Consider the following 23,979-nt stretch of genomic DNA (forward strand, 5'->3'; position numbering starts at 1 on the left):
CCGCCCGCGTTCCGCGAGGCCCCCACCAGCCGTAGCGGCATACGACCTCGAAACGAGCGTGGGGTGGGATCGGCTCCGTCCGGTCGTCGATCGGAAGCCGGCCCTCGCCCAACGAGGCGGCCGACCGGCGATTCGCGTGCGCGCGAATGTCGTGGCCGAACGCAAGACCCTCCGCGGAACGCGACCGCTTCGACCGACCGACCGCGCCACGCCGTGCAGGCAGCGGCATTGACGACAAGAGGGGCTGGCTCGATGGGCCCCCGTCCGGACGATCGACCGGATGACGGCCCTCGCGCAGCGAGGCCGACCGGCGATTCGCGTGCGAGCGAATCGTCGTGGCCGAACGCAGGACGCTCCGCGGAACGCGACCACGTCGACCCGCCGACCGCGCCACGCCGCGCGAGGAGCGGCGTGGAAACGAGCACAGGAGCGGCGTGGACGACAGAAGGGGCGGGCCCGATGGGCCCGCCCCTTCTGTCGCAGGAACTCAGACCCCGACGTGGTTGCGGAAGCGCGCGATCGCGGCGAACTCCTCGACCTGGAGGCTCGCGCCTCCGACGAGGGCGCCGTCGACGTCGGGCTCGCGCATGAAGCCGGCGATGTTGCCCGACTTCACGGAACCGCCGTAGAGGATCCGGGTCTTCGCCGCGGTCTCGGCTCCGAGGATCTCGGAGACGACGCCGCGCAGCGCCTTGCAGACCTGCTGGGCCTGCTCGGGCGTCGCGGCCTGTCCGGAGCCGATGGCCCAGACGGGCTCGTACGCGACGACCAGGTCGGCGTCTGCGGGGAGGCCGGTGAGGGCCTCCTTCAGCTGGGCGACCGGAACCGCGGACGGTCCGTGCTTCTCGAGGTCCTCGGCGGTCTCTCCGACGCAGACGATCGGCGGGACGCCGTGCTTGACGGCCGCGGCCGTCTTCGCAGCGATGTCCGCATCCGTCTCACCGTGGAGCGTGCGACGCTCCGAGTGGCCGACGATCACGTAGTCGCAGTCGAGCTGCTTCAGGAACTGCCCCGAGATCTCACCGGTGTAGGCCCCGCTGTCGAACTTCGACAGGTCCTGCGCGCCGTACTTGAGCGGCAGTTTGTCGGAGTCGACGAGGATCTGCACCGGGCGCAGGTCGGTGAACGGCGGGAACACCGCGACCTCGACGCCGTCGAAGTCGTGGTCCGCGTCCTTGAGGCTCCACGCGAGCTTCTGGACGAACGCGATGGCCTGGAGGTGGTCCAGGTTCATCTTCCAGTTGCCGGCGATGAGCGGGGTGCGGGTGTCTACTGCCATCCGAGGACCTCCAGTCCGGGGAGACGCTTGCCTTCGAGGAATTCGAGGCTCGCTCCGCCTCCCGTCGAGATGTGGCCGAACTGCTCGTCCTCGAATCCGAGGGCGCGCACTGCGGCTGCCGAGTCGCCGCCGCCGACGACGCTGAGTCCGTCGACCTCGGTGAGGGCCTGGGCCACGGCCTTCGTGCCGGCCGCGAACGGCTCGATCTCGAAGACGCCCATGGGGCCGTTCCAGAACACGGTCTTCGACGCCGCGACGATCTCGGCGAACCGCTTCGCGGTGTCCGGTCCGATGTCGAGGCCCAGACCGGAGCCGCCCCAGGGGGTGCCCTCGATCGCGTCGGCCGACGCCGTCTCGTACTCCGCGTCGGCGCCGAACTTCGACGCGACGACCACGTCCGTGGGCAGAACGATCTCGACGCCCAGCTCCTCCGCCTTCGCGAGGTAGCCGAGCACGGTGTCGATCTGGTCGGCCTCGAGCAGGCTGGAGCCGACCTCGTGGCCCTGGGCCTTGAGGAAGGTGAACAGCATGCCTCCGCCGATGAGGATCGAGTCGACCCGCGGGAGGAGGTGGTCGATCACGCCGAGCTTGTCCGACACCTTCGAGCCGCCGAGCACCACCGTGTAGGGGCGCTCGGGCTTCTCGGTGAGCCGGTCGAGCACCTCGAGCTCGGCCGCGATGAGCGTGCCGGCAGCGCTGGGGAGCAGCTGCGCGAGCTCGTACACGCTCGCCTGCTTGCGGTGCACGACGCCGAACCCGTCCGAGACGAAGGCGTCGCCGAAGGCGGCCAGCTTCTCGGCGAAGGCGCGGCGCTCGGCCTCGTCCTTGCTCGTCTCCCCCGCGTTGAAGCGGAGGTTCTCGAGCACGACGACCTCGCCCGCGGCGAGGCTCTCGACGGCCGAGGCCGCGGAGTCGCCGACGGTGTCGTCCGCGAACGACACCGGAGCGTCGAGCAGCTCGCCCAGTCGCTCCGCGACCGGCGCGAGGCTGTACTTCGGGTTGGGCTCCCCGTCGGGGCGCCCGAGGTGGCTCACGACCACGACTCGGGCGCCCTCGGAGACGAGCCGCTGGAGAGTGGGCAGCGAGGCGCGCACGCGGCCGTCGTCCGTGATCGTTCCGTCCTTCAGGGGGACGTTCAGATCGCAGCGGACGACGAGGCGCTTGCCTGCCAGGGAGCCCAGTGAGTCCAGGGTGCGGAACGTCACTGCGTCAGGCCCTTAGAGCTTGCCGGCGACGAACTCGGTGACGTCGACGAGGCGGTTGGAGTAGCCCCACTCGTTGTCGTACCAGGACGCGACCTTGACCTGGCTGCCGATGACCTTCGTGAGGCCGGCGTCGAAGATCGAGGAGTGCGGGTCGGTCACGATGTCGCTGGAGACGATCGGGTCCTCGGTGTACTTGAGGATGCCCTTGAGGTCGCCCTCGGAGGCGGCCTTGTACGCGGCGTTGATCTCCTCGACCGTGGCGGGCTTCGAGAGCTCGACGGTGAGGTCGGTGATCGAGCCGGTCGGGACCGGGACTCGGAGAGCGTAGCCGTCGAGCTTGCCGACGAGCTCCGGGATGACCAGGCCGAGGGCCTTCGCGGCACCGGTCGAGGTCGGGATGATGTTGACGGCGGCGGCGCGGGCGCGGCGGAGGTCGCTGTGCGGGCCGTCCTGCAGGTTCTGGTCGGCGGTGTACGCGTGGACCGTGGTCATGAGGCCGCGCTCGATGCCGAAGTTGTCGAGCAGCACCTTGGCGAGCGGCGCGAGGCAGTTCGTGGTGCAGGAGGCGTTCGAGATGATGTCGTGGGTCGCGGGGTCGTAGGTGCCCTCGTTGACGCCGAGCACCAGGGTCGCGACGTCGCTGCCGGTCGCGGGAGCCGAGACGATGACCTTCTTGGCGCCCGCGGTGATGTGCTTGCGCGCGTCCTCGGACTTGGTGAAGCGGCCGGTCGACTCGATGACGACGTCGACTCCCAGCTCGCCCCACGGGAGGTTGGCGGGGTCGCGCTCCTCGAGCACGATGATGGGCTTGCCGTTGACGACGATCTTGTCGCCGTCGAGCTCCACGGTGGCGTCCAGACGGCCGGTGATGGAGTCGTACTTCAGGAGGTGCGCGAGCGCCTTGTTGTCGGTGAGGTCGTTGACCGCGACGATCTCGAGGTCGCTGCCCTTGGCGAGGGCCGCACGGAAGAAGTTACGGCCGATACGGCCGAAGCCGTTGATGCCGATCTTTACGGACACAGATTTCTCCTGGTGAGGAAGGGCACCCGGACGGTGCAGTGGAGGGTTGGAACGCTGCGAGAAGGCGCCCCGGGCCGGGCCCGGGACGCCGACATCGCTACGACAGTAGCAGCAGGCCGGAAGTCTTCTCGCGGGCCTTCTCGAAGCGCGCGGACACGTCCGCCCAGTTGACGATGTTCCAGAAAGCCTTGACGTAATCGGCCTTCACGTTGACGTAGTCGAGGTAGAAGGCGTGCTCCCACATGTCCAGGAGCAGCACCGGCACGGTGGCGGCGGCGAGGTTGCCCTGGTGGTCGTAGAGCTGCTCGATGATGAGCTTCTCGCCCAGCGAGTCCCACGCGAGGATCGACCAGCCGGACCCCTGGATGCCGAGGGCCGAGGCGGTGAAGTGCGCGCGGAACTTGTCGTAGGACCCGAAGGAGTCGTCGATCGCCGCGGCGAGCTCTCCGACGGGCTTGTCGCCTCCGTCGGGAGAGAGGTTGTTCCAGAAGACCGTGTGGTTCACGTGACCGGCGAGGTTGAACGCGAGGTCCTTCTGCAGCTTGTTCACGTTCGCGAGGTTGTCGCTGTCGCGAGCCTCCTGGAGCGCGGCGAGGGCGGTGTTGGCGCCCGTCACGTAGGTGGCGTGGTGCTTGTCGTGGTGGAGCTCCATGATCCGCCCACTGATGTTCGGCTCGAGGGCCGAGTAGTCGTAGGGCAGTTCGGCGAGCGTGTAGTCAGCCATTCGCAATCTCCTGTTCGTGATCGTCGATCTCGAGAGGTCGGCCGGCCTCGATCCGACTCCTCACGGGGAGGAGAGCGGGCGCCGGCGGCGACCTGAGCGACCTGCCCAGTCTAGTGACGAGGGCCCTGCGCACTCGGAGTCCCTCCGCCGTTCAACCAGGAGACACTCAGCGTTCGCGCACCGGTCTCAGACGGTCACAGGTCCTGGAGCTCCGGGGGGAGGTTCGCGTCGGTGCCCGGGATGTCGAGCTCCGTGGCGCGCTTGTCGGCCATCGCCAGGAGGCGCCGGATACGGCCGGCGACGGCGTCCTTCGTCATGGGCGGATCGGCGTGGTGCCCCAGCTCGTCCAGGCTCGCGTCGCGGTGCGACAGGCGGAGACGACCCGCGTAGCGCAGGTGCTCAGGGATGTCGTCGCCGAGGATCTCCATCGCGCGCTCCACGCGGGCGCACGCGGCGACGGCGGCCTGCGCCGAGCGGCGGAGGTTCGCGTCGTCGAAGTTGACGAGCCTGTTCGCCGTCGCCCGGACCTCGCGGCGCTGGCGCAGCTCCTCCCAGCTCGCGACCGTCGCGGTCGCTCCCATGAGGGTCAGCATCGCGCTGATGCTCTCCCCGTCGCGGACGACCACGCGGTGCACGCCGCGGACCTCGCGCGACTTCGCCTGCACGCCGAGGCGGCCGGCGGCTCCGACGATCGCCATGGCGGCCTCGTTGCCGGGGCAGACGATCTCGAGCGCGGCGGAGCGCCCGGGATCGGTGAGCGTGCCCTGCGCGAGGAAGGCCCCGCGCCAGACCGCCGCGAGCTCCTCGCGGGAGCCGGTGGTCAGGCGGTTGGGCAGCCCGCGGACGGGGCGCCCGCGCTGGTCGAGCAGTCCGGTCTGGCGGGCGAGGGTGTCGCCGCCCTCGACCACGCGCACCAGCCAGCTGGTCGTGCGGCGCGAGCCGCCGGCCGAGACGATGCTGCCCTCGCTGCGGACCCCGTAGAGCTCGGCGAGGTCGCGGCGGACACGGGTCGCGAGCGGTGCGGAGTCGAGCTCCACCTCCACCGCGAGCCGGTTCGAGATGATGTGCAGTCCTCCGGAGAAGCGGAGGACGGTCGCCAGTTCAGCGGCGCGGACGGTGTTCTTGCGCGAGACGATCGCGACCAGTTCGCCCTTGACGTCTGCGGTGAGGGCCACGGAGTCTTCCTTACGTCGGGTGCGCGGCGGAGCGCGCGGGGATCATTCTCGGCCGAGGTCGCGGTGCGCCACGTTGACGGCGACTCCGGGGAGCTCGGCCAGCCGGGCCGCGACGCGGCCGGCGATGGCGACAGAGCGGTGCTTCCCGCCCGTGCATCCGACCGCGATGGTCGCGTGACGCTTGTTCTCGCGCTGGTAGCCGTCGAGGACCGGGCGGAGCGCGCGCGAGTAGGAGTCGATGAACTCCTCCGCGCCCTGCTGGGCCAGCACGTATTCTCGCACCTCTTCGTCGAGCCCCGTGTGCGGGCGCAGCTCGGGGATCCAGTAGGGGTTGGGGAGGAACCGCGCGTCGGCGACCATGTCGGCGTCGGTCGGCAGTCCGTACTTGAAGCCGAAGCTCATCACCGTGACCTGCAGGCCGGCCCGGCCCGCCTCGGCGAAGCGCTCGGTGATCGAGGTCGCCAGCTGGTGGATGTTGAGGTCGGAGGTGTCGATGACGATGTCGGCCGACTCCCGCAGCTGCGCCAGCCGCGTCCGCTCGGCCGAGATGCCGTCGAGGAGGGTGCCGCGCCCCTGCAGCGGGTGCGGGCGGCGGACCTGCTCGAAGCGGCGGACGAGCGCCGCATCCGTCGCCTCGAGGAACACGACCCGCAGATCGACCCCGGCTCGCAGCTCCCGGACGATCTCGCCGAGGTCGGCGAAGAAGTCGCGACCGCGGACATCGACGACGGCGGCGATCTTGGGCAGGGTGTCGCCCGCGCGCTGAGCGAGGTCGACGAGCGGCCGGAGCATCTGCGGCGGCAGGTTGTCGACGACGTACCAGCCCAGGTCCTCCAGGGCGTTCGCGGCCGTCGATCGGCCTGCGCCGGACATCCCCGTGACGATCAGCACGTCCTGCTGCTCGCTCTCCGTGCTCATGGTGTCTCCGTGCTCGTGTGTGAAGTGTCGGGCCCCGGTGGACGGGCGCCCGGATGTCCAGCCTAGGGTGTGCGCCCTGCGAGGCCGCCCCTCAGGGGTGGAGGTGGGAGTGGATCGCGGCAGCCAGGGTGGGGCCGATGCCCTTGACCTCGGCGATCTCGGCATCGCTCGCCTCGCGCAGTCGCGCGACCGACCCGAAGTGCTTCAGCAGGTCGCGGACGCGGGTGCCGCCGAGCCCCGGGACCTCGCTCAGCTGCGACGAGATGTCGCGCTTGCGGCGCTGCCGCTGGTGCGTGATGGCGAAGCGGTGGGCCTCGTCGCGGATCCTCTGGAAGAGGAAGAGCGCGTCGCTGTTGCGCGGGAGGATCACGGGGAAGTCGGAGTCGGGGAGCCAGATCTCCTCCAGCCTCTTCGCTATGCCGCACAGCGTGATGCCGGTGACTCCGGACTCGTCGAGCGCCCGCTGGGCGGCGGCGACCTGCGGCTGACCGCCGTCGACGATCAGCAGGTTCGGCGGGTACGCGAACTTGCGCCGCTTCGCCTCCCCCGTCTCGGGATCGACGGCGGCCGGCTCGACCGGCTCCTTCAGGTAGGCGAGGCGGCGGGTCAGAACCTGGTGCAGCGACTCCGTGTCGTCCGTCGAGTCGGCGATGGAGAAGCGGCGGTACTGGTCCTTCCGGGCCAGCCCGTCCTCGAACACGACCATCGAGGCGACGATGTTCGTGCCGCTGAGGTGCGAGACGTCGTAGCACTCCATCCGCAGCGGCGCCTCCTCCATGCCGAGGGCGTCGCGGATGTCCTCCAGCGCCTGCGTGCGCGCCGTGAAGTCGGCGGAGCGCCGGGTCTTGTAGAGCATCAGCGAGTGCCCGGCGTTCTGCGTCGCTGTCTCGAGCAGCGCGGCTTTGTCGCCGCGCTGGGCGGCGCGGAGCTTGACGTTCGCGCCGCGCAGACCGCTCAGCCACTCCTCGAGCGCCTCGTGATCCTCGGGCAGCTCGGGCACGACGACCTCGCGCGGAGGGATGTCGCCCGTCTCGTACGCGGCCTGGAGCGCGGTGTCGACGAGCTCGGCGGTGCTCATGTCGAGCTCCTTGTCGACCACCCAGCCCCGCTCGCCGCGGATCCGCCCACCGCGCACGCGGAACTGCTGGACCGAGGCCGCGAGCTCGTCGTGGACGATCGCGTAGAGGTCGACGTCGACGTTGTCCTTGAGCACGACGGCGCTCTTGGCGAGCACGGCGTCGAGGGCGGCGGCCTGGTCGCGCAGCTTCGCGGCGCGCTCGTACTGGAAGTCGGCCGCGGCCTCGCGCATCTCCTTCTCGAGCTCGCCGATCATCCGGCGGTCGTGGCTCCCCATGAAGGCGACGAAGCGGTCGACCATCGCGCGGTGCTCGGCGAAGGTGACCCGGTGCGAGCAGGGCCCGCCGCAGCGACCGATCTGCGAGGCGAAGCAGGGCTTGCCGCTCTGCATCGCGCGCTTGTAGTTGGAGTCGTTGCAGGTCCTGATCGGGAACGCCTTGATCATCAGATCGATCGTCTCGTGGATCGCCCAGATCTTGGGGTAGGGCCCGAAGTAGCGGGCACCGCGGATCTTGGCGTTGCGCGTCACCATCACCCGGGGCGCCTCGTCGCCGAGGGTCACCGCCATGTAGGGGTAGGACTTGTCGTCGCGGAACTTGACGTTGAAGGGCGGATCGAACTCGTTGATCCAGGTGAACTCGAGCTGCAGCGCCTCGACGTCGGTGCCGACGACGGTCCACTCGACGCCGGAGGCCGAGGTGACCATCCGCCGGGTGCGCTCGTGGAGCGACGGGAGCGGCGCGAAGTAGTTGCTCAGCCGGGCGCGGAGGTTCTTGGCCTTGCCCACGTAGAGCACCCGGCCCCGGGCGTCCTTGAAGCGGTAGACGCCCGGGAGGGTCGGGATCTCGCCGGCCTTGGGCCGGTAGTCGACGGTCTGCGTCATGCCTCGGTCTGTCCGTCCACCCCGGTCACTCGAGGATCTCGGCGAGGAACGAGCCGGTGTGGCTCTCGGGCACCTTCGCGACCTTCTCGGGGGTGCCGATGGCGACGACCTGGCCGCCGCCCGCACCGCCCTCGGGACCCATGTCGATCAGCCAGTCGGCCGACTTGATGACGTCGAGGTTGTGCTCGATGGTGATGACCGTGTTGCCCTTGTCGACGAGGCCGTTCAGCACGAGCAGGAGCTTGCGGACGTCCTCGAAGTGCAGACCCGTCGTCGGCTCGTCGAGCACGTAGACGCTGCGGCCGTTCGAGCGCCGCTGCAGCTCGGTCGCGAGCTTGACGCGCTGCGCCTCGCCGCCCGAGAGCGTGGTGGCGCTCTGCCCGAGCCGGACGTAGCCGAGTCCGACGTCGACGAGGGTCTTGAGGAAGCGGTGGATCGCGGTGATCGGCTCGAAGAAGTCGGCCGCCTCGGCGATCGGCATGTCGAGGACCTCCGCGATGCTCTTGCCCTTGTAGTGCACGGTCAGGGTGTCGCGGTTGTAGCGCGCTCCCCCGCACACCTCGCACGCCACGTAGACGTCGGGCAGGAAGTTCATCTCGATCTTGATGGTGCCGTCGCCCGAGCACGCCTCGCAGCGCCCGCCCTTGACGTTGAAGCTGAACCGGCCGGGCAGGTAGCCGCGGGCCTTCGCCTCCGTCGTCTCGGCGAAGAGGTTGCGGATGCGGTCGAACACGCCCGTGTACGTCGCGGGGTTCGAGCGGGGGGTGCGTCCGATGGGGTTCTGGTCGACGTGCACGACCTTGTCGAGGTTCTCGAGCCCGGTGACACGGGTGTGCTTGCCCGGCACCTTGCGCGCGCCGTTGAGCTGGTTGGCGAGGACCCGGTAGAGGATGTCGTTCACCAGCGTGCTCTTGCCGGAGCCGGAGACGCCGGTCACCGCGACGAAGGCGCCGAGCGGGAACTCGACGTCGACCTTCTGCAGGTTGTTCGCCGAGGCGCCGACCACCTTGATGACGCGCTTGCGGTCGATCTTGCGGCGCTTCTTCGGCACCTCGATCGACTTGCGGCCCGAGACGTAGTCGCCCGTGAGCGAGTGGGTGTTCTCGAGCAGCTCCTCGTAGGAGCCGGAGTGCACGACCTTGCCGCCGTTCACGCCCGCGCCGGGGCCGATGTCGACGATCCAGTCGGCGGTCCGGATGGTGTCCTCGTCGTGCTCGACCACGATCAGGGTGTTGCCGAGGTCGCGCAGCTTGATCAGGGTGTCGATGAGGCGGCGGTTGTCGCGCTGGTGCAGGCCGATGCTCGGCTCGTCGAGGACGTAGAGCACGCCGGTCAGTCCGGAGCCGATCTGCGTCGCGAGACGGATGCGCTGCGCCTCGCCGCCCGAGAGCGATCCTGCCGCGCGCGAGAGGTTGAGGTAGTTCAGCCCGACCTCGATCAGGAAGTCGAGGCGCGCCGTGATCTCGCGCAGGACCTGCGCGGCGATGTGCGCCTCGCGATCGGTCAGCTCGAGCTTCCCCATGAACTCCTGGGCATCGCCGAGGCTGAGGTCGGCGACGTCGGCGATGCTCGCCCCGTGCACGAGGACGGCGAGCACCTCGGGCTTGAGCCGCGAGCCCTTGCAGACGGGGCACGCCACCTCACGGAGGAACTCGGCCCAGCGCGAGCGCTGAACGTCGGTCTCGGCCTGGACGTACTGGCGCTCGATGTAGGGGACGACGCCCTCGAAGCCGGAGGTGTAGCTCATCTCGCGGCCGTAGCGGTTCTTCCACTTGACCTTGACCTCGAAGTTGTCGCCGTGGAGCACGGCCTGCTGCACCTCGGAGCTGAGGCGCTTCCACGGGGTGGACAGCGAGAAGCCGAGGTCGCGGGACAGGCCGTCCAGGAGCTTCTCGTAGTACTGGAAGAGGCCCTTGCCCTGCGTGGTCCACGGGATGATGACGCCCTCGGCGATGCTGAGGTCGGGGTCGCCGAGCAGGAGCTCGTCGTCGACCGACATGCGCGTGCCGAGGCCGGAGCACTCGGGGCAGGCGCCGAACGGCGCGTTGAACGAGAAGGTGCGCGGCTCGATCTCGGTCAGCGAGATCGGGTGGTTGTTGGGGCAGGACAGCTTCTCGGAGTAGGTGGTCCAGGCGCCGTCGCCTTCGCCGTCGACGAAGTTGATCTGCACGATGCCGTCGGTGAGGCGGAGCGCCGTCTCGAGCGAGTCGGTCAGGCGGCCGAGGATATCGGGCCCTGCGACGAGGCGGTCCACGACCACCGAGATGTCGTGCTTGAACTGCTTCTTGAGCGTCGGCGGCTCGCTGAGCTGGATCAGCTTGCCGTCGACCATGGCGCGGGAGTAGCCGCCCGCGGTCAGCTCCTTGAAGAGGTCGACGAACTCGCCCTTCTTCTGCGAGACGACGGGGCTGAGGATCTGGTAGCGCGTGCCGGCGTCGAGCTCCATGAGCTGATCGGCGATCTGCTGGACGGTCTGGGCCGAGATCTTCTCGCCGCAGACCGGGCAGTGCGGGACCCCGATGCGCGCCCAGAGCAGGCGCATGTAATCGAAGATCTCGGTGATCGTGCCGACGGTCGACCGCGGGTTGCGGTTGGTCGACTTCTGGTCGATCGAGACGGCGGGGCTGAGGCCCTCGATGAAGTCGACGTCGGGCCGGTCGACCTGCCCGAGGAACTGACGGGCGTAGGCCGAGAGCGATTCGACGTAGCGGCGCTGCCCCTCGGCGAAGATCGTGTCGAACGCGAGTGAGGACTTGCCCGAGCCGGAGAGGCCCGTGAACACGACCATGGAGTCGCGCGGGATCTCGAGGTCGACGTCCTGCAGGTTGTGCACCCGGGCGCCGCTCACCACCAGCTTCGAGACGGAGTCGTCGAGCTGGGAGACGAACCGGTGGGGGTGGTGGGAGTGCTCGGAGGGAGCGGGAGCAGGGTCTTTGACAGCGTTCGAGATCGACACCTCGAAAGTGTATGCGGAGCCACCGACATCGCCGGCGGGCGTTCGCTGGGCGCTGATCCGGCCCCTCCGAGCTTGCGGATCAGGTCAGATGACCGGCCTTCTCCATCTGCCGCAGCTCGCGCTTGAGCTCCGACACCTCGTCGCGCAGGCGCGCCGCGAGCTCGAACTTGAGCTCGCCCGCCGCCTGCAGCATCTGGCCGTTCAGGTCGCCGATGATCGCCTCGAGGTCGTTGCCGCCGTTGGCGGCGAGACCCTGACGGCGCAGGTTCGGAGTGGGGCTCTTCTTCTTCGCGTCGCGGCCCGCGAGCAGCTTCGCCGTGTCGGCGCCCTCTCGGGCGAGCACCTCGGTGATGTCGGCGATCTTCTTGCGCAGCGGGGTCGGATCGATGCCGTGCTCGAGGTTGTAGGCGACCTGCTTCTCGCGGCGGCGATCGGTCTCGTCGATCGCGAGCCGCATCGAGTCGGTCACCTTGTCGGCGTACATGTGCACCTCGCCGGACACGTTGCGGGCGGCGCGGCCGATGGTCTGGATGAGCGACGTCGACGAGCGGAGGAAGCCCTCCTTGTCGGCGTCGAGGATCGCGACCAGCGAGACCTCGGGCAGGTCGAGGCCCTCGCGGAGCAGGTTGATGCCGACGAGGACGTCGTACACGCCGGCGCGGAGCTCGGACAGCAGCTCGACCCGGCGGAGGGTGTCGACGTCGGAGTGCAGGTAGCGCACCCGCACGCCCGCCTCGGTGAGGAAGTCGGTGAGCTCCTCGGCCATCCGCTTGGTCAGGGTCGTGACCAGGATCCGCTCGTCGCGCTCGGTGCGGCGCTTGATCTCCTCGAGCAGATCGTCGATCTGGCCCTTGGTCGGCTTGACGACGATCTCGGGGTCGATGAGGCCGGTGGGGCGGATGATCTGCTCGACGATGCCGTCGGCGATGCCCATCTCGTACCGGCCCGGGGTCGCCGAGAGGTAGACGGTCTGGCCCACGCGCTCCTTGAACTCCTCCCACTTCAGCGGGCGGTTGTCCATCGCGGACGGGAGGCGGAAGCCGTGCTCGACGAGGGTGCGCTTGCGGGACGCGTCGCCCTCGTACATCGCCCCGATCTGCGGCACGGTGACGTGCGACTCGTCGATGACCACGAGGAAGTCGTCCGGGAAGTAGTCGAGCAGGCAGTGCGGAGCCTCGCCGGACTCGCGGCCGTCGATGTGGCGCGAGTAGTTCTCGATGCCGGAGCAGAAGCCGATCTGCTGCATCATCTCGAGGTCGAAGGTGGTGCGCATCCGCAGGCGCTGCGCCTCGAGCAGCTTGTTCTGCTTCTCGAGGTCGGACAGGCGCACCTCGAGCTCCTGCTGGATCGTGTCGATCGCCCGGTGCATGACGTCCTGGCTCGCGACGTAGTGCGAGCCGGGGAACACCGAGACGGACTCGAGCTTGCGGACGATGTCGCCGGTGAGGGGGTGCAGAGTGTAGAGCGCCTCGATCTCGTCGCCGAACATCTCGATGCGGATCGCGAGCTCCTCGTACATCGGGATGATCTCGATCGTGTCGCCGCGGACGCGGAAGGTCCCGCGCGCGAAGTCGACGTCGTTGCGCGCGTACTGCATCGACACGAACTTGCGGATCAACCGGTCGCGGTCGACGCGCTGGCCCACCTGCAGGGCGACCATCGCCTCGAGGTACTGCTCGGGCTGGCCCAGGCCGTAGATGCACGAGACCGTCGACACGACGATGACGTCGCGCCGGCTGAGCAGCGAGTTGGTGGTGGAGTGCCGCAGGCGCTCGACCTCGGCGTTGACCGAGCTGTCCTTCTCGATGAAGGTGTCGGTCTGCGGGACGTACGCCTCGGGCTGGTAGTAGTCGTAGTACGAGACGAAGTACTCGACGGCGTTGTTCGGGAAGAGCTCGCGGAACTCGTTGGCGAGCTGCGCGGCCAGGGTCTTGTTGTGCGCCAGCACGAGAGTGGGCCGCTGCACGGCCTCCACCAGCCACGCGGTCGTCGCGGACTTGCCGGTGCCGGTCGCGCCGAGGAGGACCACGTCGGTCTCACCTGCGGTGATGCGGGCGCTCAGATCGGCGATCGCGCGGGGCTGGTCGCCGCTCGGCTTGTATTCGCTGACGACCTCGAACGGGTGCACGGCACGGGTGGGCTCCATGACTCGAAGCGTAGCCGCGACCACCGACACCGGAGGCGGCGTGCGCTGGCGGCGAACGGTGGTCAGAGCCGGGAGATGCGCAGCCCTCTCAGGAACAACCGGTCCCCCACCGACATCCGCTCGGTCCGCACACGCACGACAGCACGGCTCGCCCAGTCAGGAGCGGGGAGGGAGTAGGCGTCGTCGAGTACGACCCCGGTGAATCCGCCCGTCGCGGTCACGGTCGTCGAGGAGTACCACTCACCGCCCAGCCCCTCCGCACGGCGCTCGGTCGCGAAACCCAGGGCGATCTCCGCGGAGCCTGCGCCGTCGTAGAGCCCGTCCAGTGACACCAGCACCCGCGCACCCGCCTGGAGTGGGACGAAGAGATGGACGGCCCCCCGTCCTCCGCCGTCCTCGATGGAGAACGCGCGGAGCCCCTCGACGGGCGAGTCGTCGGGCGACACGCTCGCGCCTCGTGCGCCCACCCAGTCGTCCGCCAGGGCCGACCGCTCCGCATCGCCGTCGAGGAGTCCGCGGATGCCCTCCGCCGCGTGGAATCGGAGCGACGTCGACGGCAGAGCGGACGTCTCGGAGATCGTGAGCGTTCCCTCGCCCCGTGCCAGGAAGGGCAGGAGCGACGTGCCTCCCTGGAACTGCCCGCCCCGCACGACGGCACGCTGACCGCCGGCACCCGAGAACTCGATCACTCCCCGTTCGGCTCGGATGTCGATCTCCGTCCTCTTCCGTACGAGGAAGCGGCAGTCGGTGAGCGTGAGGAGGGCGCCCCAGCCGGAGAGCTGGAACCACCCGTTCTGATCGGGGATCTGCATCTCGAAGTGGCAGTGGGAGAAGTGCGCCTGCCCCCGCGCTATCGTCACCGCGCGTCCCTGGTTCGTCGAGAACGTGTCGAACGAGCACTGGTCGACGAAGAACTCCTGATCGCGCCGGATGTCGATGGCGCTCTCGGTGTTGCTGGTGAGGTCGCAGCCCTGGAAGGCGATGCGCTCCCCCGAATCGACGGCGTCCTCCGGCGCGAGGACTCCGATCCGGTTGCCCTGGATCGAGCACGACCTGAACTCGAGCAGATAGGCGTGCGATCCCAGCTCGATCGCCGTGTCGAAGCTGCGCACGACGACGTTCGCGAACGAGAGGTACGCGGGTTTGGGACCGGGCGATCGGAGATGGGGATCCGCTGCGATCGAGATCCCCCTGTTGCCGCCGTCTCCGCTCAGGTGGATGTTGCTGAGGACCGTCAGGTGCTGACGGGTGAACCCCGCGGCGGACGTCTGCACGACCGGGCTGACGGTCTCGAGCAGGACGCCGTCGCCGGCGTTCCGGATCTCGCACTGTCCGTCGATGCTGACCCGCGTGTCCCAGGCGAGAGTCTCGTCGACGGTGAAGCTCCCACCGGGCGCCGTGACGACCGCGTGGTGCTCGGCCGGGTCGACTCCGTCGTCCACGACGACGGCGGCCGCCAGCGCGGCCTTCCACGCGAGCGTGTCGCGTCGCGCACCCGCGGGGACGGAGTCGTCGAGGAAGTCGTGCACGTCGACGACGCGAGCGATCCCCGCCGGGCGCTGGATGACCTGTACGGGTGCCACTCCGGCCCTCGCAGCCAGGGCCCCCGCCCCGAGGAGCGCTCCTGCGCCGGACGCGAGCAGAAGCCTGCGAGACCCCGAGGTGGGCGGTCCGGGTTGATTCATGAGCACTCCCCCTGTGATCGGCGGCCAGGGCGAGGGCCGTGCTCGAGGATCGTTCGACGGCGGCCGACTGCCCGCACGGTGTCTCAGTCGACGCGGGGACGGAGTCGCGCCCAGAGGCCGTCCGTCTGCGCCAGGGTCTGCTGGAGACTCCCGGAGGAGTCGATCACCACGTCCGCCAGTGCCAGGCGCTGCTCGTCGGTCGCTTGAGCGGAGACGCGCGCACGGGCGTCCGCTTCGGACAGACCGCGGAGGGCGACCAGACGGTCGACCCTTAGCTCGGGCGGTGCGTGGACGACGACGACCTCGTCGAACTCGCCGACGCCGCGCCCCTCGGCGAGCAACGGCACGTCGTACACGACGACCGCGTGCGGGTCGGCCTCGGCGGCCTCGGCGAAGAGCCGCTGCGACCGGGCGGTGACCGCGGGATGCGTGATGGCGTTGAGGTCCGCGCGCGCCTGAGCGTCCGAGAAGATCAGCGCGCCGAGCGCGGCGCGGTCGAGGGTGCCGTCCTCGCGGAGCATCGAGGCGCCGAAGCGCTCGGCGATCGCGGCGAGGGCGGGCTCGCCCGGCTCGACGACCTCGCGGGCGAGACGGTCCGCGTCGACGACGACCGCTCCGTGCTCGGCGAGGCGGCGGGCGACGGTCGACTTCCCCGAGGCGATGCCTCCGGTGAGGGCTACGAGATGCACGCCGCCACCCTACCCAGCGCCCCCGGGAACGCCGAACGGCCGGCCCCCGAGGGGACCGGCCGTTCGTGGTGTGCACTCGATCAGTTGTTCGAGGACAGCTTCTCGCGCAGAGCGGCGAGCGACTCGTCGTCGGCGAGGGTGCCGCCGGTGGTCGACTCGTTGGTGAAGCCGCCGCCGACCGAGACGCCCTCGGAGACGGTGGCCGCCTCCTCCTGCGACTTGGCGACCTGGGCCTTGTGGGCCTCCCAGCGAGCCTGAGCAGCGGCGTACTCCTGCTCCCAGGCCTCGCGCTGGGACTCGAAGCCCTCGCGCCACTCGTTGGTCTCCGGGTCGAAGCCCTCGGGGTACTTGTAGTTCCCCTGGTCGTCGTACTCGGTGGCCATGCCGTAGAGGGCCGGGTCGAACTCGGTGCCCTCGGGGTCGACGTTCTCGTTCGCCTGCTTGAGCGAGAGCGAGATGCGACGGCGGTCGAGGTCGATGTCGATGACCTTGACGAACACCTCTTCACCGACGGACACGACCTGCTCGGCGAGCTCGACGTGCTTGCCCGACAGCTCGGAGATGTGGACGAGGCCCTCGATGCCGTCCGCGACACGGACGAACGCACCGAACGGGACCAGCTTCGTGACCTTGCCCGGGGCGACCTGACCGATCGCGTGGGTGCGGGCGAAGACCTGCCACGGGTCCTCCTGGGTCGCCTTGAGCGAGAGCGACACGCGCTCGCGGTCGAGGTCGACCTCGAGGATCTCGACGGTGACCTCCTGGCCCACCTCGACGACCTCGGAGGCGTGCTCGATGTGCTTCCAGGAGAGCTCGGAGACGTGGACGAGACCGTCCACGCCGCCGAGGTCGACGAACGCACCGAAGTTGACGATCGAGGACACGACGCCCTTGCGGACCTGACCCTTGTGCAGGTTGTTCAGGAACGTGGTGCGGCTCTCGGACTGGGTCTGCTCGAGGAGCGCACGGCGCGACAGGACCACGTTGTTGCGGTTCTTGTCGAGCTCGAGGATCTTCGCCTCGATCTCCTGGCCGAGGTACGGCGTGAGGTCGCGGACGCGGCGCAGCTCGATGAGCGAGGCCGGGAGGAAGCCGCGGAGGCCGATGTCGACGATGAGCCCGCCCTTGACGACCTCGATGACCGAACCGGTGACGACACCGTCGGACTCCTTGATCTTCTCGACGTCGCCCCACGCGCGCTCGTACTGCGCACGCTTCTTCGAGAGGATCAGGCGACCCTCCTTGTCCTCCTTCTGCAGGACGAGGGCTTCGACGCTGTCGCCCACGTTGACGACCTCGGAGGGGTCGACGTCGTGCTTGATGGAGAGTTCGCGCGAGGGGATGACGCCCTCGGTCTTGTAGCCGACGTCGAGGAGGACCTCGTCGCGGTCGATCTTCACGACGGTGCCTTCGATGAGGTCTCCGTCGTTGAAGAACTTCAGAGTCTTTTCGACCGCGGCAAGAAAGTCTTCAGCAGACCCGATGTCGTTGATCGCGACCTGCTTGGCTGCCTTTTCGGTCGTTGCGGTTGTCATTAAGGGATGCTCCAGGATGGATGGGTATCGGGCGGCGGGCACCGGCGCGACTGGCGACGCGACCGAGTGGTGACCACCGCGGTGTGTGAGGGGATGTGCCGTCGACCGGAGGCGGCTCCGAGCACCACCGGGCCGTGACCCGGGGCCTCTTCGCTCGCCGTGGCACGGCGGCGCCACAAACGTGACGGTCAAGACTATCGAACCCGGGAGCGCAGTGGCAATCGTCCGCGGTTCCGCTCGGAGCGATCCGGGAGAGGGAGCGGTGCCGCGTCAGGACGCGAGACTCGCGCGGAGCGTGTCGAGGCCCACTCCACCGAGGTCGAGTGCTCGCCGGTGGAACGCCGCGAGCGAGAAGGACTCCCCCTCGCGGGTCGCGGCGTCGTCGCGCAGCTGCTCCCAGATCCGCTGGCCGACCTTGTAGGACGGCGCCTGCCCCGGCCAGCCGAGGTAGCGGTTGACCTCGAAGCGGATGAAGGCGTCGTCCATGTTCACGTTCCGCCTCATGAAGGCGAGGGCGGAGTCCGCGGACCAGATCTCGTCCGACCCCGGCATCCGCTTGCCCAGGTGCACGCCGATGTCGAGCACGACGCGCGCGGCGCGCATCCGCTGGCCGTCCAGCATGCCGAGACGGTCGGCCGGATCGTCGAGGTAGCCGAAGCCCTCCATCAGCCGTTCGGCGTAGAGGGCCCAGCCCTCGGCGTGGCCCGAGCTCCCGGCCAGCTGGCGACGCCAGGTGTTCAGGCTCGCCCGGTTGTAGACGGCCTGGCCCACCTGCAGGTGGTGTCCGGGGACGCCCTCGTGGTAGACGGTGGTCAGCTCGCGCCAGGTCGCGAACTCGGTCACGCCGTCGGGGACGGACCACCACATCCGTCCCGGGCGTGCGAAGTCGTCGCTGGGGCCGGTGTAGTAGATCCCGCCCTCGTGCGTCGGCGCGATCAGGCACTCGAGCGCGAGCAGCTCGTCCGGGATGTCGAACGCCGTGCCGGCCAGCTCGCGGACGGCGCGGTCGCTCGTCTCCTGCATCCAGCGCTGCAGAGCGTCGACGCCGTGCAGCGTGCGGGAGGGATCGGCCTCGAGGTGCGCGATCGCCTCGGCGACCGAGGCGCCGGGGAGGATCTCGCGGGCGACGGCCTCCTGCTCCGCCGTCATCCGGGCCAGCTCCTCGATCCCCCACTCGTAGGTCTCGTCCAGATCGACCACCGCTCCGAGGAAGCGGCGCGACTGCAGCGCGTAGTGCTCGCGGCCGACGGCGTCCTGCTCGGTCGAGGCGGGTGCGAGCTCGCCGCGGAGGAAGCGCTCGAGCTCGCCGTAGGCGGCGGCGGCGCGCCTCGCACCGTCCTCGAGCCGACCGGCGAGCGAGGCGGGCAGGGACCCCTGGGCCGGTGCCGCGTCGGCGGCGAGCTCGGCGAAGAAGCCGTGGGGTGCCGCGATCTTCGCGGCCTGCTCCGCGACGAGACCGACCTGGCGTCGCGCGGGGACGACTCCCCTGCGGATGCCCTCGCGGAGGGTCTCGGCGTACCCGGTGAGCGCGGCCGGCAGTGCGCGGAGCCGCTCGGCGACGTCCTCCCAGTCGCCGACCGCGGCGGTCGGCATCAGGTCGAAGACGTCGCGCAGCTCCTGCGCGGGCGACGCGATGACGTTCAGATCGCGGAACGGGAGGCCGGCCTCGTGCGCGTCGAGGGTCAGGCGGAGCTCGGCGCCGAGATCGGCGACCGTGACGCGGTCGACGTCGTCCACCGGCGTCGCGGCCTCGAGATCGGCCAGCGCCGCGGCGGTCGCGCTACGCGCGCGCTCGAGACCGACCGGAGACAGGTCGGCGAGCCCGCCGCCGGGCCGGCCGAGCCAGGTCCCGACGGTGGGATCGAGCTCGACGAGGGCGTCGACCCAGCGCTCGGCGACCTGGTCGACGGACGTGGGCTCGCGGGGGGTGACGGTCATGCTCCGAGCCTAGCCACGGCGACGGCGCGACCGTCGGGACGGGTCAGTGCGCGGCGGCGTCCCAGTTCGCTCCGTGGCCGACCTGGACCTCGAGGGGCACGGAGAGGTCGACGGCGTGCGCCATCCGCGCGCGCACGACGGACTCGAGCGCCTCCTCCTCGCCGGGCGCGACGTCGAAGATCAGCTCGTCGTGCACCTGGAGGAGCATCCGGGAGCCCAGGCCCTGCTCGTCGATGTCGGACTGCACGCCGATCATCGCGATCTTCATGATGTCGGCGGCGGAGCCCTGGATCGGCGAGTTCAGAGCCGCGCGCTCGGCGTTGTCGCGCAGCACCCGGTTGGCGCTCTGCAGATCCGGGAAGGGACGGCGCCGGCCGAAGATCGTCTCGGTGTACCCGGTCTCACGGGCCTGCTCGACGACGCTGCGGAGGTAGTCGCGGACCGCCCCGAAGCGGACGAAGTAGTCGGTCATCAGCTGCTTGGCCTCGGCGCTGGAGATGCGCAGCTGCTTCGACAGGCCGAACGCGCTGAGGCCGTAGGCCAGGCCGTACGACATGGCCTTGACCTTGTTGCGCATCGCCGAGGTGACGTCGCCCGGCTCGACGCCGAAGATGCGCGAGCCGACGAATCGGTGCAGGTCCTCGCCGCTGTGGAACGCCTCGATGAGCCCCGCGTCGCCCGAGAGGTGCGCCATGATCCGCATCTCGATCTGCGAGTAGTCGGCGGTGAGCAGGGTGCTCGCCTCGGCGCTGTGCACGAAGGCGGTGCGGATGCGGCGGCCCACCTCGCTGCGCACGGGGATGTTCTGCAGGTTGGGGTCGTTCGAGGAGATGCGACCGGTGGCCGTCCCCGTCTGGTCGTAGCTGGTGTGGATCCGCCGGTCGGGCGTCACCGACTTCTCGAGCGTCTCGATGATCTGCTTGAGCTTGGTCGCGTCGCGGTGCTCGAGGAGGAGACCGAGGAACGGGTGCGGGTGCGACTCCTGCAGATCGGCGAGAGCGGAGGCGTCGGTCGTGTAGCCCGTCTTGGTCGCGCGGGTCTTCGGCATCGCGAGCTCCTCGAACAGGACCTGCTGGAGCTGCTTCGGCGAGCCGAGGTTCATCTCGTGGCCGATCTCGGCGAACGCGCGACTCGCGAGGTCGGCGGACGTCGTCGTCAGCTCGCCCCGGAGGCGCGCGAGCACCTCGGGATCGATCGCCACGCCCGTGAGCTCGACCGTCGCGAGGACCTGCACGATCGGCAGCTCGATGTCGACGAGGACCGACAGCATGCCCTCGCCGAGCAGCTCGGTGAGAGCGCCGACGAGGCGGAACGCGTACCACGCCTCGGTCGCGGGGCTCATCGGCTCGACCGTCGGCACGAGCTGGTTCGGATCGCCCTGCGCCATCGTCTCGTCGAGGTACTGCGAGACCTGCGCGGGCAGCGTCGCCGCGTGCCCCGTGGGCTGCAGGAGCCATGCCGCGATGCGGGTGTCGAAAGCGAGGCCGGCGACCGGCAGACCGGCGGTGCGCAGCGCCTTCACCTGCGGCTTCGCGTCGGCGAAGTACTTCGGAGCGTCGCTCGCCAGCCACTGCTCGAGACCTGAGTAGTCGGGGCGGTCGGCCGCCCACGGGACGTACGCCGACTCTTTCTCGACCGACAGGCCGATGCCCTCGAGGCCCTCGGGGCCGACGTGCGCGTGGACGGCGACGGGGGTCGTGCCCTTGGCCGAGACCGTGTCGAGCCAGTGAGTGAGCTCCTCGTCGACCATCGTCCGCACCGCGGGGGCCGCGGTCGTGACGGTGTCGCCCGCGAGCGCGGCGGCCGCGCCCTCGACGCCCTCGTCGGCGGCGATCGTGAGCACGCGCTCCTGGAGCGTCTTGAACTCCAGTCGCGAGAAGATCTCGCGGACGGCGTCCGGGTCGATGGGCTGCCGGGCGAGATCGGTGGGGCCCAGCGGGAGTTCGACGTCGGTGACGAGCCGGTTCAGGCGGCGGTTGCGGAGGGCGTTCTCCTTCTGCTCGCGCAGCTTCTCGCCGACGACGCCCTTGATCTCGTCGGCGTGGGCGATGATGTCGGCCACCGTGCCGTACTGGTTGACCCACTTGGCGGCGGTCTTGGGCCCGACCTTGTCGACCCCGGGAAGGTTGTCGCTCGTCTCGCCGACCAGGGCCGCGATCTCGGGGTACTGGTGCGGCTCTACTCCGTACTTCTCGAACACCTTGTCGCGGTCGTAGCGCGTGAGCTGCGAGACGCCCTGAGTGGAGGGGTAGAGGAGGGTGACGTCGGGGGTGACGAGCTGGATCGTGTCGCGATCGCCCGAGACGACGAGCACCCGGTAGCCGGCCTCGGCGCCCTGCTTGGCGAGGGTGGCGAGGATGTCGTCGGCCTCGAAGTCCTCCTTCGAGACGGTGCGGATGTTCATGGCGTGCAGCGCCTGCTCGAGCAGCGGCACCTGGCCCTTGAACTCCGGCGGCGTCTCGCCGCGCGTGCCTTTGTACTCGGGGTACTCGCGGGTGCGGAAGGAGTACCGGGAGATGTCGAACGCGACGCCGAGGTGCGTCGGCTTCTCGTTCTTGAGCAGCAGGATCAGCATCGACAGGAAGCCGTGGATGGCGTTCGTGTGCTGACCGTCGCGGGTCTGGAAACTGTCGACCGGGAGCGCGTAGAACGCCCGGAACGCCAGGGAATGGCCGTCGACGAGCAGGAGGGTAGGCTGTTCCGGATCTGACACACGGCAAGACTACACAGCGCCTCCGACACCGGATCAGGACGGTTCCGAGCCGCTCGTCGGGCGCCTCGCAGGACGCGACGACGAGGAGATCCGTGACCGACTCAGCCCCCCTCGACACCCCCTGGGTCCGTCCTCCTGCGCTCGACCTCGTGGCCGGCATCGGTCGCGGCATGGGCGAGCTCGCCGAGCGGATGGGCATCGTCTGGCACGAGCTGTCACCGCAGCACTCGGTCGCCTCGATGCCGGTCGAGGGCAACCGCCAGCCGGTCGGGATCCTGCACGGCGGCGCCCACGTCGTCCTCGCGGAGTCGATGGGCTCGATCGCCGCGAACATCCATGCGGGCGAGGGCCGGATCGCCATGGGGATCGAGCTGAACGCGAGCCACAGCCGCTCCGTCCGTTCCGGCTTCGTGATCGCCACCTGCGACGCGATCCACCTCGGGGGCACGCTGGCGACCCACGAGATCGTGGTGCGCGACGAGGCCGGACGCCGCCTCTCGACGGTGCGGATCACCAACATCCTGCGCTGAGGCGACCGGCCCGGGCGCGGAACGCAAGCCCCGGTCGCCGGGAGGCTCGGAGCCTAGGCTCGCAGCGTGACCTTCCGCGATCTCCTCAAGAGCCTCCCGTCCATGCCCTCCGAGCTCCCCGCGTTCGACGTCGACGCGGCTCCCGAGGAGCCGCTCGAGCTGTTCGGGCAGTGGCTCGAGGAGGCCGCCGCCGCCGGGCAGCTCCTTCCCCACGGCGCGACCCTCTCGACGGCCGACGCCGGCGGAGTCGTCGGGGCGCGGATCCTCGTGCTGCGGAACGCGGACGAGCAGGGCTGGGCGTTCTCGACCCACGCCACGAGCCCGAAGGGCCGCGCGATGGAGGAGAACCCGCACGCCGCGCTGACCTTCTTCTGGCCTGTCCAGGGGCGCCAGGTGCGCGTGGAGGGCCGCGTCGAGCGCGGCTCCGCCACCGAGTCGGCCGAGGACTTCCGCCGCCGCTCGGAGGCCGGGCGGACCGCGCTGCTGGTCGGTCGCCAGAGCGAGCCGATGGCCTCCGCCGCCGACTTCGGCCTCGTCACGCTCCAGACGAGCGTGGCCGTGAGCTGCTCTCCCGCGACGCTCGACCGCGAGTGGGCCGTCTACCGGGTCGTCCCCGAGCGCATCGAGTTCTGGCAGGGGTCCAGCGCACCCGAGCAGGACCACGTCCGCCTCGAGTACCGCCCGGGAACGACGGAGGCGGGCGGCTCCCCGTGGGAGCGCACCCGCCTCTGGCCGTGATCGGGGACGACGCCCCGGCGGCTACTTCTTCGGGCTCAGCTGCTCGATGATCGCCTGGGCGACGTCGTGCATCGTGAGGCGGCGGTCCATCGACGCCTTCTGGATCCAGCGGAACGCCTCGGGCTCACTGAGGCCCATCTTCTCGTTGAGGAGCCCCTTGGCCCGGTCGACGAGCTTGCGGGTCTCGAAGCGCTCGACCATGTCGGCGACCTCGGCCTCGAGGGTCAGGATCTGGGCGTAGCGCGAGAGGGCGATCTCGATCGCGGGCAGCAGGTCGTTCGGCGTGAACGGCTTGACCACGTAGGCCAGCGCGCCGGCCTCGCTCGCACGCTCGACGAGCTCCTTCTGGCTGAACGCCGTGAGGAGGACGACGGGGGCGATGTGCGCCTTCGAGAGGCGCTCGGCCGCCGAGATGCCGTCGAGCTGGGGCATCTTCACGTCCATGATCACCAGGTCGGGGCGGAGCTCGGTGGCGAGGGCCACAGCGGTCTCGCCGTCGCCCGCCTCGCCCACGACCTCGAAGCCGTTGTCGCGGAGGATCTCCACGATGTCGAGGCGGATGAGCGATTCGTCTTCGGCGACGACGACCCGACGGGGTGCGGTCGGCGCGGTTTCCTGGTCTGTCACGCGGACGAGCCTACGGTATTCTCGACGGGCTCGTGATGAGCCGGTGTGGCGGAATGGCAGACGCGGGGCACTCAAAATGCTCTGTCCGAGAGGGCTTGTGGGTTCGAGTCCCACCACCGGTACCGATGCGGTCGGGGCGGT

General features: G+C 69.8%; 17 protein-coding genes and 1 tRNA gene. 3 read left to right on the forward strand and 15 right to left on the reverse strand.

Annotation, left to right across the window (positions count from 1 at the left end; genetic code table 11):
* Window positions 1-487: 487 nt before the first annotated feature.
* The 14 genes from tpiA to polA all read right to left on the reverse strand — a co-directional run bounded on the left by tpiA (window position 488) and on the right by polA (window position 21,943).
* On the reverse strand, window positions 488-1,279 hold the full coding sequence (gene tpiA / locus ASF46_RS08940) for a triose-phosphate isomerase (RefSeq protein WP_055791958.1): 792 nt from the start codon (window positions 1,277-1,279) through the stop codon (window positions 488-490).
* Window positions 1,270-2,484: a phosphoglycerate kinase gene (locus ASF46_RS08945; RefSeq protein ID WP_056867179.1), complete on the reverse strand. Its 1,215-nt coding sequence runs from the start codon at window positions 2,482-2,484 to the stop codon at window positions 1,270-1,272. The genes tpiA and ASF46_RS08945 overlap by 10 nt, the downstream gene beginning before the upstream one ends.
* Window positions 2,485-2,496: 12 nt before the next feature.
* Complete coding sequence (gene gap, locus ASF46_RS08950; protein ID WP_055791953.1) at window positions 2,497-3,504, reverse strand: type I glyceraldehyde-3-phosphate dehydrogenase; 1,008 nt, start codon at window positions 3,502-3,504, stop codon at window positions 2,497-2,499.
* Window positions 3,505-3,601: 97 nt separating this feature from the next.
* Window positions 3,602-4,228, reverse strand: coding sequence for a superoxide dismutase (locus ASF46_RS08955; RefSeq protein ID WP_056867180.1), 627 nt, complete (start codon window positions 4,226-4,228; stop codon window positions 3,602-3,604).
* 194 nt (window positions 4,229-4,422) lie between these two features.
* A complete protein-coding gene (gene whiA, locus ASF46_RS08960) occupies window positions 4,423-5,403 on the reverse strand; it encodes a DNA-binding protein WhiA (RefSeq protein ID WP_056867181.1) in 981 nt (326 codons plus the stop codon).
* 42 nt (window positions 5,404-5,445) lie between these two features.
* Complete coding sequence (rapZ, locus tag ASF46_RS08965) at window positions 5,446-6,321, reverse strand: RNase adapter RapZ (RefSeq protein WP_055791934.1); 876 nt, start codon at window positions 6,319-6,321, stop codon at window positions 5,446-5,448.
* 91 nt (window positions 6,322-6,412) lie between these two features.
* Window positions 6,413-8,281, reverse strand: a complete 1,869-nt coding sequence (gene uvrC / locus ASF46_RS08970) for an excinuclease ABC subunit UvrC (protein ID WP_056867182.1) — start codon at window positions 8,279-8,281, stop codon at window positions 6,413-6,415.
* Between the two features lie 25 nt (window positions 8,282-8,306).
* Complete coding sequence (uvrA, locus tag ASF46_RS08975; RefSeq protein WP_056867529.1) at window positions 8,307-11,135, reverse strand: excinuclease ABC subunit UvrA; 2,829 nt, start codon at window positions 11,133-11,135, stop codon at window positions 8,307-8,309.
* Window positions 11,136-11,316: 181 nt separating this feature from the next.
* The gene (uvrB, locus tag ASF46_RS08980) at window positions 11,317-13,383 is read right to left on the reverse strand and encodes an excinuclease ABC subunit UvrB (RefSeq protein ID WP_056867183.1); all 2,067 of its coding nucleotides are present in this window, start codon (window positions 13,381-13,383) and stop codon (window positions 11,317-11,319) included.
* Between the two features lie 62 nt (window positions 13,384-13,445).
* On the reverse strand, window positions 13,446-14,966 hold the full coding sequence (locus tag ASF46_RS08985) for a hypothetical protein (RefSeq protein ID WP_056867184.1): 1,521 nt from the start codon (window positions 14,964-14,966) through the stop codon (window positions 13,446-13,448).
* A gap of 185 nt (window positions 14,967-15,151) precedes the next feature.
* Complete coding sequence (gene coaE, locus ASF46_RS08990; protein WP_056867185.1) at window positions 15,152-15,757, reverse strand: dephospho-CoA kinase; 606 nt, start codon at window positions 15,755-15,757, stop codon at window positions 15,152-15,154.
* Between the two features lie 80 nt (window positions 15,758-15,837).
* The gene (gene rpsA / locus ASF46_RS08995; protein WP_055791923.1) at window positions 15,838-17,292 is read right to left on the reverse strand and encodes a 30S ribosomal protein S1; all 1,455 of its coding nucleotides are present in this window, start codon (window positions 17,290-17,292) and stop codon (window positions 15,838-15,840) included.
* A gap of 270 nt (window positions 17,293-17,562) precedes the next feature.
* Window positions 17,563-19,230 carry a DUF885 domain-containing protein gene (locus ASF46_RS09000; RefSeq protein ID WP_056867186.1) on the reverse strand — a complete coding sequence of 556 codons (1,668 nt, stop codon included), beginning with the start codon at window positions 19,228-19,230 and terminating at the stop codon, window positions 17,563-17,565.
* Between the two features lie 43 nt (window positions 19,231-19,273).
* Window positions 19,274-21,943: a DNA polymerase I gene (gene polA / locus ASF46_RS09005; RefSeq protein WP_056867187.1), complete on the reverse strand. Its 2,670-nt coding sequence runs from the start codon at window positions 21,941-21,943 to the stop codon at window positions 19,274-19,276.
* A 170-nt stretch (window positions 21,944-22,113) separates the two neighbouring features.
* Between polA and ASF46_RS09010 the strand changes: the two genes are divergently transcribed.
* Window positions 22,114-22,473: a PaaI family thioesterase gene (locus ASF46_RS09010; protein WP_055793093.1), complete on the forward strand. Its 360-nt coding sequence runs from the start codon at window positions 22,114-22,116 to the stop codon at window positions 22,471-22,473.
* A gap of 66 nt (window positions 22,474-22,539) precedes the next feature.
* Complete coding sequence (locus ASF46_RS09015) at window positions 22,540-23,211, forward strand: pyridoxine/pyridoxamine 5'-phosphate oxidase (RefSeq protein WP_056867188.1); 672 nt, start codon at window positions 22,540-22,542, stop codon at window positions 23,209-23,211.
* Window positions 23,212-23,232: 21 nt separating this feature from the next.
* Here ASF46_RS09015 and ASF46_RS09020 read toward each other — a convergent pair whose 3' ends face one another.
* Window positions 23,233-23,838: an ANTAR domain-containing response regulator gene (locus ASF46_RS09020; RefSeq protein WP_056867189.1), complete on the reverse strand. Its 606-nt coding sequence runs from the start codon at window positions 23,836-23,838 to the stop codon at window positions 23,233-23,235.
* A gap of 39 nt (window positions 23,839-23,877) precedes the next feature.
* Here ASF46_RS09020 and ASF46_RS09025 point away from each other — a divergent pair.
* Window positions 23,878-23,960: transfer RNA gene (locus ASF46_RS09025), tRNA-Leu, on the forward strand.
* Window positions 23,961-23,979 lie beyond the last annotated feature (19 nt).

Origin of the sequence: Rathayibacter sp. Leaf296 (assembly GCF_001423045.1) — a bacterium.
Lineage (GTDB): Bacteria > Actinomycetota > Actinomycetes > Actinomycetales > Microbacteriaceae > Rathayibacter > Rathayibacter caricis.